The sequence below is a fragment of the Stenotrophomonas sp. YJH_SMC_91 genome (assembly GCF_059368495.1).
The window spans coordinates 70,872-82,820 of sequence record NZ_JCAFRT010000015.1; the positions used below are offsets into that span (position 1 = coordinate 70,872).

The following is an 11,949-nucleotide window of genomic DNA, read 5'->3' on the forward strand; positions in this document are numbered from 1 at the left end:
AATTCTAACCCTCATGGCATCATGGGGGATGAGCAACGCAGGAACATTGCATCGCATCCCGGCCCGCCCCTGGCGCTGGCTGCCCTGGCTGGTGGCGTCGCAGTTGGCCGTGATCCTGGTATGGGTACTGGCAGGCTGGCACTGGGCCCTGCCGCTGATGGTGGCCAGCCACGCGCTGTTCATGGTGCCGATATTCCTGCCCAACAGCCGTTTCTACGCGCCGGTATTGAGCCGGGTGCCGGACGCTGGCAACAGTGTCTGGCTGACGATCGATGACGGCCCCGGCCCGGAAACCCGTGCCGTGCTCGACCTCCTGGACCGCCACCAGGCGCGTGCGACCTTCTTCCTGGTGGGGGACCGTGCGCTGGCGCAGCCGGAACTGGTGGCCGAGATCCTGCGCCGTGGCCACGACCTCGGCAATCACAGCCACAGCCACCCGCAGGCCCGCTTCTGGCGGCTGGGACCGGCTGCGATGCGCGCCGAGATCGAAGGCTGCCAGCATGCATTGCAGGCCCTGAGCGGGCATCCGGTGCGCTGGTATCGCTCGGTGGTGGGCATGACCAACCCGTTCGTGGCGCCGGTGTTGAAGGCGCTCGGCCTGGTGCGCGTGGGCTGGAGTGCACGCGGTTACGACGGCGTCGGCTGCACGCCGGAGGGCGTGCTGGCGCGTTTGCTGCCCGACCTGCGGCCAGGAGCCATCGTGCTGCTGCACGAAGGCGCCGCCCACGGCCACAATCTGGTGATCATCGAGCGCGTGCTGCAGGCGCTGGACGAACGCGGGCTGAAGGCGCAGCTGCCGGCCCCGTAGTGCCGGGCTCTCGCCGCATGGAGCAGCCGAGCCTGGGCTCGGCTCTACAGAGGCGGGCGGCCATCCTGTAGCGCCCGAGCCGATGCTCGGGCGGCGGTGCGTAGCGCCGGAAAGCGTCGGAGAGCAGCCGAGCGTGGGCTCGGCTCTACACTTCAGGGCGTTCGGCCACCAGCAGCCAGCTGTTGAACGGCGTACGCCCATGCAGCGGCCGGGGGGCGGTCACCTGCAATCCCGCTTCGGCAAGCGTCGTCTGCAGCACCTCTGGATCGGGGTAGTGGCGCGGCCGCGTGCCCATCCAGCCGACCAGCCAGGCCAGCCGGTCCGCCACCCGCGTGGTGCGGTCGCGGCCATCGCCGGTGGCCAGCGGCGTGCGCAGCAGCAGGCAGCCGCCGGGAGCCACCCGCGCACTGGCCGCGCGCAGCAGTGCCTGCTGTGGGCCCGCGTCCAGGTACTGCAGCACGTCCAGCAGCAGGACGTGCCCGGCCTGCGCCGGCAGTGGCGCCTGCACGTCCACGCAGTCGAAGCGCACGTCATGCAGCTCGACGGCGGCACGTTGCGCGCGGGCGATCTTGCTGGCGTCCACGTCCATGCCCAGGTAGCGCTGGGTGCCGCCGCGCTGGCGCAGTACATGGGCGAACAGGCCCAGCCCGCAGCCGAGGTCCAGCACCGGCTGCCCGTCCTCAGGCAGATGCTGCAGCACGCCGTCGTACAGCGGATCGCTGCCGAGCTTGCCGCGGGTGTAGTAGTAGTCGCGGCGGCTGCCCCAGGCCTGCGCCGGGCGGAACGCTTCGGCGATCAAGCGGGCCTGCGGGGCCGTCAGGGGAGCACAGGGCAGGGGCGGGCCGTTCCGTGGCGTGCCGTCCATCGCCTCAGTCCGTGCCGCCAAGCAGATGCGCGGCAACCGGCAGCGCGCGCGCGCTCCACAGCGCGTACATCCGCGCTGAAGGGTGCAGGCCGTCCTCGGCGATCATCGTCGGGTCTTCGCCCTGCGCGCGGCTGATGTCGGTGATGTCGACGAAGGCCACGCCGTGCCGGGTGCTGATCACCTCGGCGGCGGCATTGAACTCATCGGTCTGGATCTCGATCGCGGCCAGGTCGCGGCCACTGCCGGCACCGAACGGGGTGGCACCCCAATCGGGGAAGGACAGCACCAGCACGCGGCCGGCATCACCGCCGGCGAAGCTGATCGCCCGCTGCAGCAGGGCCTGGAACTGGCTGCGGTATTCGTCCAGAGGACGCCCGCGGTACTGGTTGTTGACGCCGATCAGCAGGCTGACGAAATCGAACGGACCCTGCGGTGCGGTCGCGTCGATACCCGCATCGAGCTCGTCAGTGGTCCAGCCGGTGGTCGCAATGGTCTGCGGGTTGGACAGGTCGATGCCCTGCGCACGCAGGGCGGCGGCCAGCTGGTGCGGCCAGCGGCCTTCGACTGCAACCGCTTCACCGATGGTGTACGAATCGCCCAGCGCCAGGTAGGACAATGCCACGGCTCAGGCCACCGAACGGCGCGGCTTCAGCGGCACGACCTTGGTCGCATCCTCGGCACGCCGCGCCAGCACGCGGTCGATGCGGGCGAACACATCGCGCATCACCGAAGCTTCCGGCATCAGGGTCACGCGGAAATGATGGCGGTAGGGCACGTTGAAGCTTGAGCCCGGCACCACCAGCACGCCTTCGTTGTTCATCAGGTCCAGCGCGAAATCGTGGTCGTCGAAGCCCTTCGCAGCGGCACCGACCACGGCCGGGAACGCATACAGCGCGCCGGCCGGCGCGACCAGTGACAGGTGCTCGCTGGCTTCGCAGGCCTCGATCACCGCGCGGCGGGTTTCATACAGGCGGCCGCCCGGCGTGCACAGCTCCGAGATGGTGTCCGGACCGTTCACCGCCGCCTCGATGGCGTACTGGCCCGGCACGTTGGCGCACAGGCGCAGTGCGCCCAACAGGTCCAGCGCGGCGCGGAAGTCGCCCAGGCGGGCATCGTCACCGCTGAGGTGGGCCCAGCCCACACGCCAGCCGCAGGCGCGGTGCACCTTGCTCAGGCCACTGAAGGTCAGGCACGGATGATCACCGGCCAGCGGCGCGACCGGCTGGAACACCGCGTCGTCGTACAGGATCTGGTCGTAGATCTCATCGACCAGCAGCAGCAGGTTGTGGCGGCGCGCGATTTCCACCACGCGCTCCAGCAGTTCGCGCGGGTAGCTGGCGCCGCTGGGATTGTTCGGATTGATCAGCACGATGGCGCGGGTGCGCGAAGAGACCAGCGTCTCGATCTCGCTCGGGTCCGGCTGGAATCCGTTCTCCGGCGCGCAGCGGTAGTACACCGGCCGGCCATCGTTGAGGATGGTCGAAGCCGACCACAGCGGGTAGTCGGGCGAGGGCACCAGCACTTCGTCGCCCGGGTTGAGCAGCGCACGCAGTGACAGGTCGATCAGCTCGCTGACGCCGTTGCCGAGGAAGACGCGGTCCGGGTGCGCATCGGGCGCGCCGCGGCGGGCGTAGTAGCTGGCGATGGCTTCGCGCGCCACCGGCAGGCCCTGCTGGTGGGTGTATGGGTCGGTGCGGCCCATGTCGTCGGCGATCGCGCGTTGCAGGTGCTCCGGCGCGCGGAAGCCGAAAGCGCCCGGGTTGCCGATGTTGAGCTTGATCAGCTTGCGGCCCTGCGCCTCCAGCTCCCGGGCTCGCCGCGCCAGTTCTCCGCGGATTTCGTAGCGCACTTCGGAAAGGCGCTCGCGGATGGCCAGGGGCTTGGGCGAGGTGGTGGACATGGGAGCTGGGCCGTCAAAAGGCATGGGGCTTCCATCCTACCGGAATTGCTGCACTGCATGGCAAGGGCTCCGGGCCCGTCACTGCTGGGCTGGCAGGGCGCTGGCACAGGTAGAATGGCGGCGATGACCCAGACCCCCGATTTCATCGCCCTGCAGACCATCGGCTGGCCCTGGCCGGGCCCGCCACAGCAGGCTGACTGGCAGGCCGCGATGGCCGCGCACCCGCAGGCCCGCCCGGCACGGGTGATCGAACAGCACCGCACCCACTACGTGGTGGCCGATGGCCCGGATGCATCGATCAAGGCCGAGTCGCTGCCCGAATGGCAGCGCCCGCGCTTCCCCAGCCATGAACGGCCGGCGGTGGGCGACTGGGTGCTGCTCGATGGCATCCGCATCGTCGCCCTGCTGCCACGGCGCACCGCGATCAAGCGTGGTGCCGCGGGTGAGCACTACCACCAGCAGGTGATCGCGGCCAACATCGATACGGTGTTCATCGTCTGTGGCCTGGACGCTGACTTCAATCCGCGCCGCATCGAGCGCTACCTGCTGCTGGTCGGCGGTGGCGGTGCCGAACCGGTGGTGGTGCTGACCAAGGCCGACCAGACCGAGTACAGCGAGGATGCGCTGGCGGTGCTGGAAGAGCTGGAGATGCAGGGCATCGCGCTGCATGCGATCAACGGCCTGGATGCTGACAGCGTTGCCGTGCTGCAACCGTGGCTGGGCCCGGGCCGCACCGTGGTGCTGGTGGGCTCGTCCGGTGCCGGCAAGTCCACGTTGACCAACACGCTGCTCGGCGAGCAGCGGATGAAGACCAACGCGGTGCGTGCCAACGATTCGCGCGGACGCCACACCACCACCCATCGCGCGCTGATGCCGCTGCCGTCGGGCGCCTGCCTGATCGACACCCCCGGCATGCGCGAGCTGAAGCCGACCGGTGAAGAGACGCTGTCGGAAGGTGGCTTCGCCGATATCGAAGCGTTGGCCGCACAGTGCCGTTTCAACGACTGCAAGCACCAGCAGGAACCGGGCTGTGCGGTACGTGCCGCGATCGAGGCCGGCGAGATCGAAGAGAGCCGACTGCTGAACTACTTCAAGCTGAAGGAAGAAGTGGCCGCCGCCGCCGCCAAGCTGGCTGTTCGCCAGGCCGAGACCGCGCAGGAGCGTGGCGGCAGGAAGGGCAAGGGCCAGCAGTTCCGCCCGGCGGGCAAGAACCGCCGGCGGTAGCACAGCAGCCGAGCGTGGGCTCGGCTCTACAGTGGGTCCGTGGCGGAGTCATTTCCTGTAGCGCCCGAGCCGATGCTCGGGCGGCGGCGCACGGCGCCGGACACGGCAGGGCGCTATAGTCCGCCCATGGAACCGACCGCGACGCTGGACCGTGACGTGGCCCACCATGCAGCGCTCGATGCGCGCCTGGTCGAGGCCGTGGGGGGCATCCGCCTGCTGGGCCTGACCAGCTGGCCGGCCACGCTGCAGGCACCGTTCCTGGACAGCGTGGCACGTGGACAGCCGGTGCTGCCGAAGGTGGATTACCCGAGGCTGGATTTCAGCGAGGAGCGCCGCGCACTGGCTGCGATCGCCGCCGACTGCGATGATACTCATCCGCTGGGCCACTACGTGCGCCAGTCGGCGCAGAGCTGGGACCTGGCCGCGCAGCTGCTGGAAGGGTTGGGCACGGCGGCGGTCGATACCTGTTCGGTGCAGTTGTTCGGCGCGCCCGAGCAGCCGTTGCCAGGCAGTGGCCCAAGCACGCGCGAAGCGGCGCGTCACTTCATCCAGATTGCTGCCGAACTCGACCACGAACTGCTGGCGCCGGAAGAGCAGGTGCCGGTCTCGGCCATTGCCCTGCAGCTGCAACTGCAGAACGATCTGGATGCCTTCTTCGAATCACGCATCATCCAGGTGCAGCTGGATCCGGAGCTGGTGTCCAAGGCGGCCGCCGGCCCGACCCGTATCCGCCTGCGTACCAGTGCGCGCTTCAGCGCCTACGACCGTGCGCAGCTGTTCCACCATGAAGCGCTGGTGCATTCGCTGACCGCCTTGAATGGCCGCGAACAGCCGGTGCTGCCGAGCCTGGCGTTGTCCTCGCCACGGGTGACGGCAACCCAGGAGGGGCTGGCGACGTTCGCCGAGCAGATCACCGGCAGCATCGACATCGAGCGCCTGAAGCGCATCAGCCTGCGTACCGAGGCGATTGCGATGGCGCGCGAAGGTGCTGATTTCATCGAGGTGTTCCGCTACTTCTGCGATGCCGGGCAGAACGCGGAAGAGAGCTTCGCTTCGGCACAGCGCGTGTTCCGTGGCGTGCCGCCCAATGGCGGCCTGGCGTTCACCAAGGACACGGTGTATCTGCGCGGCCTGGTGTCGGTGCACACCTTCTTCCGCCACATGCTGGCCGAGGACCGCCTGCAGGTCTGCCGCTGGTTGTTCGCCGGCAAGATGAGCCTGGCCGATGCGATCGCGTTCGCGCCGCTGTTCGAGGCGGGGGTGTTGAAGCCGCCGCGCTGGCTGCCGCATTGGGTGAGCCGGGCGAACGGCCTGGCTGGCATGCTGGCGTTCTCGCTGTTCGCCAACCGGATACGGATGGACCAGCTGGCGCCGGAATGAAAGGCGTTGGCGGGATGATGCGCTGGCGCCTCGATTGATGTCGCTGGGCGGCGGTGGGGCACCCTGGCCAGGACACGCCGTAAACCCATCCATGGGGGCTCGATCGGCGCATCCATGCGCCTCACGGTCCTGGCCAGGGTGCCCCACCGCCGCCAGACATTTTCCCGCGCGGGCGGCAGCACATCACCGCGCCGAAGGGATTGCGCTTGAAAAGCAAAGAGCCGGGCAATGCCCGGCTCTTTGCTTTTTGCTCTTCTTTGCCTTCCGCACCGTGGCGCGGGAAACCGTCGAGCAGGGTCGGATGGGCCGGCGCAGGACCGTTGGCGCCATGGATGGCGCCATCGAGCCCCCATGGATGGGTTTACGGCGTGTCCTGCGCCGGCCCATCCGGCCCTGCCCCGCGACGATAATCAAGACGCCGCGGGGCAACGCTTTCGACTTAGAACTCTGCCGCCACCGTCATGAACAACTGCCGCGGTGCGCTCGCATGGATCGCATAACGCGTGCCCTTCGGATCAGTCGGTGCGAACGAACTCAGCTGGCCCGCATAGCGCTTGTTGGTCAGGTTGGTCGCATTCAACGACACCCGCACGTTGCGCAGGCCCAGGCCCGGGCCGAAGTCGTAGCCCGCACCAGCGTCGAAGGTGGTCACGCCCGGCACCGACTGGTCGTTGGTGTAGGTGTAGTAGCGCTTGCCGGTGTACTTGGCACGCAGGCTGGCGAAGAAGCCGTCACGATTCCAGCTGATCTCGCTGGAGGCCATGCGCTGCGGCGTATCCACCGTGATCTTGCCGGCCACCGGCACGATCGCGCCACCCGAGGTGTAGTCATCCTCGTAGGTGGTCTTGTTCCAGGACAGCGCGTTGTACCACTGCAGGCCGTCGATCGGCTTGAGGATGAAGGTCAGCTCCGCACCGTGGCTCTTCACCGAACCGACGTTGATGAAGCGCGTCACGCACTCCGGACGCGTGCCGACTTCGATGCTGGAACACGGGTTCAGCGACAGCAGGCGGTTGTCGAACTTCACGTTGTACGCGGCGATCGAGGCCTGGTACTTCTCGCCGAAGGTACGGAAGCCGGCTTCCAGGCTCTTGGACTTCTCCGGCTCCAGGCCGGCGCTGGCCGCGAACGATTCCGGCGACACCTGCAGCGGGCCACCGCTGCCGCCACCGACGAAGGCGGCGATGTTCTCGGCGTACGAGGCGAACAACTCGTTGTTGGCGTTGAGCTTGAAGCCCAGGCCCACCTGCGGCAGCACCGACTTCTTGGCGGTCAGCGTGCCCGAGGCGATGCTGGTTTCCACGCCCGGCTGGGCGGTGGCGCGCATGCGGGTGTTCGGGCTCTTGATGCCCACGTCCACGGTCAGGCGCTGGTCCAGGAAGCGCATGCGGTCCTGCACGTAGAACTGGCGCGTGCGGATGTCGAAGTCCTGGTTGAACAGCAGGCGGTCCGGATTCTTCAGGTACAGGTCGTCCAGGAACGGGCCGCTGATGTAGTAGAAGTTGCGCGAGACGTTGTGGTCGTTCTGCTCGTACCACAGGCCGGCCTCCAGTTCGTGGATGCCCACCGTCCACGACAGCGCGGCGGTCAGGCCATCGCGGTTGATCGTGTAGTTGGTGCTGCGGATCGAGATCGGCAGCATCTTGTCGGTACCCGGGTAGGACGGCTGGCCAGGTGCCCACCAGTGGCCCTGGCCACGGTTGTCGTGGTGGTAGGCCAGCAGCTTCAGGCGGCCCTGCTCGCCCAGGCGCAGGTCGGCATCGACCGAATAGAGGTTGTCGTCGCGCAGCGCGCGGCTCTGGTAGTAGGCATCGTCGATGCTGTTGACGCCGCCGCTGAACTTGCAGCGTGCCTTGTTGTAGGTGCCCGGTGCGCAGTACGCGGCAGCGACAGCGCGATCCCAGTCCGGCGCATAGATGTTCCAGTCGTAGCCCAGGCCACGTGCCAGCATGTCCTTGGACAGGTAGGCGTAGTTGGCCTGGCTGGCGCGCGAGGTGGCCACGAACGCACCGAAGCGGTGGTCGCCGACATTCCACACTGCCTTGGCGTTGAACTGGCGGGTGGTCTGGTTCTGGTAGGGCGCGGCCCACATGTCCTGGTCCTGGTGCACGCCGGACACATAGGCCGAGAAGCCGTTGATGTCACCGGTATCCACGCGCAGGTAGCCACGGCGCTGGCTGTTGTCGCCGACGGTGACGCTGGCGCGGCCACCGAACTCGGTGGACGGGTCCATCGAGAAGTACTGGATGGTGCCGCCCAGGTTGCTGGTCGAGGCCACGCCGAGCGAACCGATGCCCTGCGACAGTTCGGCACCGGCCAGGTTCTCGGCGATGATCGCGCGGGCGATGCTCAGGCCGTTGTAGTTGCCGTAGCTGTTGTCGCCCAGCGGGATGCCGTCCAGCGTGTAGCCGAGGCGGCTCTTGTCGAAGCCGCGCAGGCTGATGGTCTGCGATTCTTCGTTGGCGCCGAAGGCATCGTTGGACTGCACCGACACGCCCGGCAGGCGGTCGAGGATCTTCTGGCCGCTGGTGCCCGGCGGCAGCACCTGCTTGTCGACGGTGGTGATGCGCTGCACCTGGCGGGTCTCGCCCTGGCCGATCACGGAGACGGTATCCAGCGTCTGCGCGCTCAGCGCGGCATCGGTGCTGGCGCCGGTATCGGCGGCGGTGGCGGCATGGGCGCTGGTGGCGGCGGAGAGGGCGATCGCCACGGCGATCGTCAGGTGTCGGGTCTGCATGGTGGTCCGTTGCATTGGGGGTGGTCACCGGCACGCGTGCGCGGTGCATGGCCACTATGCGAACGGAACATGAAACCTTCTTTACGAAAAACCAACGAACGATGCAGGACAGTGGTGCGTGTCCTGCAACATGTTCGTCATGGTGGTAGGCCGGTGGGAATCAGAAGCGCTCCCCAAGCCAGCTCAATTTGAGCTGGTCCATGCAGTCACGGTCATGTTCGGAGAATGAGAACCCGATCTGGATGCCGTTCACTACTGTGCCGAACACCGTCGACTCGTCCAGGCTATGCCCTGACGGCACGGAAAGGACATTGAAGTCGGGGTAGCGACGACCCATCTGCTTTCGCGAGATGCAGGCGCCGCTCAGCCGCAGCGTAATGCCTTTGATGATTCGCCCCGACGCGTCGGTGTAGATCTGGCCAGAGGGCCCCTTGATCCTCCCAGCGACCGCGAATGGCGCCAGATCGATGGTGGCGCTGTCGCCCCGGCCCATTCTTGCTTCCGAACGCGAGCCGGGTGGAGCCAGGGGTGATAGCTGCGCGACAAGGTCAGAGCGCACCAGCTGCAAGGACCAGCGTTCCACGAGCCGCCAGGTTGCACCCGCCTCTTCCGCAGTGGCAGCGGGTGGCGTGGCCGCCAGTGGTGGGCTGGCGACCACAAGAAGCGCAATCAGCAATGCACGCATGCCTACCTCCTTGATCCGCGATTCCGGCCGTTCGTCCATCGGGTTCAGCGAGCGTTGGCAGGTATAGCACCGGTTCTGCCGATGTATCGGGCAATGCGTCCCGAATATGCAGAAGCAAAAAAAGGGGCCGCATCCCCCTCGCAAGCGAAGGTTCACCGGCCCCGCGCACTCCGTGGGGGAGGAGGTCCACGCCTTGCGTGGAGACGGGCTCAACCCATGTACAGACCACCGTTGACCGCGTAGTCGGCACCGGTCACATACGAGGCTTCATCCGACGCCAGCCACGCGCACAGGCCGGCCACTTCCTCGGGGCGGCCCAGGCGGCGCACTGGTACCGAGGCGGCCAGCCGGTCCAGCACATCCGGCGGGAAGCTGCTGATCGCCTGGCTGGCGATGTAGCCCGGCGACAGCGTGTTGACGGTGACCCCGCGCGACGCAACTTCGGCAGCCAGCGCACGGCTGAAGCCATGCATCGCGGCCTTGGCGGTGGCGTAGTTCACCTGGCCGATCTGTCCCTTGTGGGCACTGACCGAACCGATGTTGATGATGCGGCCCCAGCCCCGCGCGGCCATGCCGTCCACCACCTGCTTGGTCAGGTTGAACAGCGCGTTGAGGTTGGACGCGATCACCGCGTTCCAGTCCTCCACCGTCATCTGCCGGAACAGCAGGTCGCGGCTGCCGCCGGAGTTGTTGACCAGCACGTCCACTTCACCGACTTCGGCGCGCACCTTGGCGAACGCGGCGCTGGTCGAGGCCCAGTCCGTCGCGTTGCCTTCGGAGGCGATGAAGTCGAAGCCCTGTTCGCGCTGCTCGCGCAGCCAGTTGGCCTTGCGCGGCGAGTTCGGCGCGCAGCCGGCAACCACGGTGTGGCCGCTGCGGGCCAGGCTCTGGCAGATGGCAGTGCCGACACTGCCCATTCCACTGGTGACGTAAGCGATTCGAAGCGTCATTGCAGAAGGCTCCTTGGCAAAGGGTCAGGCGGCGAGGGGATACAGGCCGAACAGCAGGCCGCCGATCATCAGCAGCATCGAGATGGCGATGGCCCACTTCAGGGTGAACTGCTGGTGGTCGGCGAATTCGACCTTGGCCAGGCCCACCAGCAGGTAGGTGGACGGCACCAGCGGGCTGAGCAGGTGCACCGGCTGGCCGGCCAGCGAGGCGCGCGCCATTTCCACCGGGGTGATGCCGTAGTTGCCAGCGGCCTCGGACAGGATCGGCAGCACGCCGAAGTAGAACGCGTCGTTGGACATGAAGAAGGTGAACGGCATCGACGCCACCGCCGTGATCACCGCCAGGTACGGGCCCCACGATTCCGGAATCACCGCCAGGAAGCTGTGCGACATCGCTTCGACCATGCCGGTGTTGTTGAGGATGCCGGTGAAGATGCCTGCGGCGAAGATCAGCGACACCACCGACAGCACATTGCCGGCATGGTTGACCACGCGGCGGCGCTGCTCGGCCAGGTTCGGGTAGTTGATCACCAGGGCGATGGCGAAGCCGACCATGAACAGCACCGGCATCGGCAGCACGCCGATGATCAGCGCGGTCATCAGTGCCACGGTCAGCGCCAGGTTCACCCACAGCAGCTTCGGGCGCTTGATGTCTTCGGCGTCTTCCACGGTCGGCAGCGGGTTGCTGTCATCGGACACGCTGTTGTCCATCCAGCTGCCGCCCTTGGGCAGGGTCACCACGCCGAGGCGTCGGCGTTCCTTCAGGCCCAGGTACCAGGCCAGCAGCAGCACGCCGGCACAGGCGATCACCATCGACGGGATCAGCGGCACGAACACGTCGGCCGGGTCCACGTGCAGCGCGGTGGCCGCGCGTGCGGTCGGGCCGCCCCACGGGGTCAGGTTCATCACGCCGCCGGCGAGGATGGTCACGCACGTCATGTTCAGCGCGTTCATGCCCAGCCGCTGGTACAGCGGCAGCATCGCCGAGACGGTGATCATGTAGGTGGTCGAGCCATCGCCATCGAGCGAGATCAGCATCGCCAGCACTGCAGTGCCAAGCACGATCTTCATCGGGTCGCCCTTGACGAAACGCAGGATCACCCGCACCAGCGGATCGAACAGGCCGGCGTCGATCATCACCCCGAAGTAGAGGATGGCGAACATCAGCATCACGCCGGTCGGCGCGATCTTCTTGATGCCCTCCAGCATCATCTCGTCGATGCCGGCACCGAAGCCACCGATCAGCGCGAACAGGATGGGAATGGTGATCAGGGCGACGAGCGGCGACAGGCGTTTGCTCATGATCAAGTACATGAACGTAATGACCATGCCAAAGCCGAGGATGCTCAGCGTCATCTGCGGACTCCTTGCGAATACAGGACGTGGGGGAGTGGAAGGGG

10 protein-coding genes are annotated in these 11,949 nt (G+C 67.2%); 3 read left to right on the plus strand and 7 right to left on the minus strand.

Annotated features, from left to right (window positions below):
- Positions 1–28: 28 nt before the first annotated feature.
- Positions 29–808: a polysaccharide deacetylase family protein gene (locus AC5P5X_RS16845; protein WP_099524254.1), complete on the plus strand. Its 780-nt coding sequence runs from the start codon at positions 29–31 to the stop codon at positions 806–808.
- A gap of 145 nt (positions 809–953) precedes the next feature.
- Here AC5P5X_RS16845 and AC5P5X_RS16850 read toward each other — a convergent pair whose 3' ends face one another.
- Genes AC5P5X_RS16850 through AC5P5X_RS16860 form a run of 3 tightly spaced genes read right to left on the minus strand, consistent with a single transcriptional unit; the run spans position 954 to position 3,573 of the window.
- Complete coding sequence (locus tag AC5P5X_RS16850; RefSeq protein ID WP_099562069.1) at positions 954–1,673, minus strand: class I SAM-dependent methyltransferase; 720 nt, start codon at positions 1,671–1,673, stop codon at positions 954–956.
- 4 nt (positions 1,674–1,677) lie between these two features.
- Positions 1,678–2,295: an SGNH/GDSL hydrolase family protein gene (locus AC5P5X_RS16855; protein ID WP_099523986.1), complete on the minus strand. Its 618-nt coding sequence runs from the start codon at positions 2,293–2,295 to the stop codon at positions 1,678–1,680.
- 3 nt (positions 2,296–2,298) lie between these two features.
- A complete protein-coding gene (locus tag AC5P5X_RS16860; RefSeq protein WP_010480840.1) occupies positions 2,299–3,573 on the minus strand; it encodes a pyridoxal phosphate-dependent aminotransferase in 1,275 nt (424 codons plus the stop codon).
- Positions 3,574–3,687: 114 nt separating this feature from the next.
- On the opposite strand from AC5P5X_RS16860, the gene rsgA reads away from it, so the two are divergent.
- Positions 3,688–4,797, plus strand: a complete 1,110-nt coding sequence (gene rsgA, locus AC5P5X_RS16865; RefSeq protein ID WP_099523988.1) for a ribosome small subunit-dependent GTPase A — start codon at positions 3,688–3,690, stop codon at positions 4,795–4,797.
- 126 nt (positions 4,798–4,923) lie between these two features.
- Positions 4,924–6,177, plus strand: a complete 1,254-nt coding sequence (locus tag AC5P5X_RS16870; RefSeq protein WP_111189681.1) for a flavohemoglobin expression-modulating QEGLA motif protein — start codon at positions 4,924–4,926, stop codon at positions 6,175–6,177.
- Between the two features lie 439 nt (positions 6,178–6,616).
- Here the strand turns inward: AC5P5X_RS16870 and AC5P5X_RS16875 are convergent, their stop codons facing one another.
- The 4 genes from AC5P5X_RS16875 to AC5P5X_RS16890 all read right to left on the minus strand — a co-directional run bounded on the left by AC5P5X_RS16875 (position 6,617) and on the right by AC5P5X_RS16890 (position 11,905).
- Positions 6,617–8,914 (minus strand): TonB-dependent receptor, encoded by a 2,298-nt coding sequence (locus tag AC5P5X_RS16875; RefSeq protein WP_111189680.1) that lies wholly within the window; start codon positions 8,912–8,914, stop codon positions 6,617–6,619.
- Between the two features lie 160 nt (positions 8,915–9,074).
- Positions 9,075–9,599, minus strand: coding sequence for a hypothetical protein (locus AC5P5X_RS16880; RefSeq protein ID WP_279703069.1), 525 nt, complete (start codon positions 9,597–9,599; stop codon positions 9,075–9,077).
- Between the two features lie 209 nt (positions 9,600–9,808).
- A complete protein-coding gene (gene phbB, locus AC5P5X_RS16885; RefSeq protein WP_005410982.1) occupies positions 9,809–10,549 on the minus strand; it encodes an acetoacetyl-CoA reductase in 741 nt (246 codons plus the stop codon).
- Between the two features lie 24 nt (positions 10,550–10,573).
- Positions 10,574–11,905, minus strand: coding sequence for a CitMHS family transporter (locus AC5P5X_RS16890; RefSeq protein ID WP_111189679.1), 1,332 nt, complete (start codon positions 11,903–11,905; stop codon positions 10,574–10,576).
- Positions 11,906–11,949 lie beyond the last annotated feature (44 nt).

Excerpts from the sequence above, each read along its gene's own strand:
- AC5P5X_RS16845 (WP_099524254.1), top strand. The coding sequence starts at position 29 with ATGAGCAACGCAGGAACATTGCATCGCATCCCGGCCCGCCCCTGGCGC.
- AC5P5X_RS16850 (WP_099562069.1), bottom strand. The coding sequence starts at position 1,673 with ATGGACGGCACGCCACGGAACGGCCCGCCCCTGCCCTGTGCTCCCCTG.
- AC5P5X_RS16860 (WP_010480840.1), bottom strand. The coding sequence starts at position 3,573 with ATGTCCACCACCTCGCCCAAGCCCCTGGCCATCCGCGAGCGCCTTTCC.
- rsgA (WP_099523988.1), top strand. The coding sequence starts at position 3,688 with ATGGCGGCGATGACCCAGACCCCCGATTTCATCGCCCTGCAGACCATC.
- AC5P5X_RS16870 (WP_111189681.1), top strand. The coding sequence starts at position 4,924 with ATGGAACCGACCGCGACGCTGGACCGTGACGTGGCCCACCATGCAGCG.
- AC5P5X_RS16875 (WP_111189680.1), bottom strand. The coding sequence starts at position 8,914 with ATGCAGACCCGACACCTGACGATCGCCGTGGCGATCGCCCTCTCCGCC.
- AC5P5X_RS16880 (WP_279703069.1), bottom strand. The coding sequence starts at position 9,599 with ATGCGTGCATTGCTGATTGCGCTTCTTGTGGTCGCCAGCCCACCACTG.
- phbB (WP_005410982.1), bottom strand. The coding sequence starts at position 10,549 with ATGACGCTTCGAATCGCTTACGTCACCAGTGGAATGGGCAGTGTCGGC.
- AC5P5X_RS16890 (WP_111189679.1), bottom strand. The coding sequence starts at position 11,905 with ATGACGCTGAGCATCCTCGGCTTTGGCATGGTCATTACGTTCATGTAC.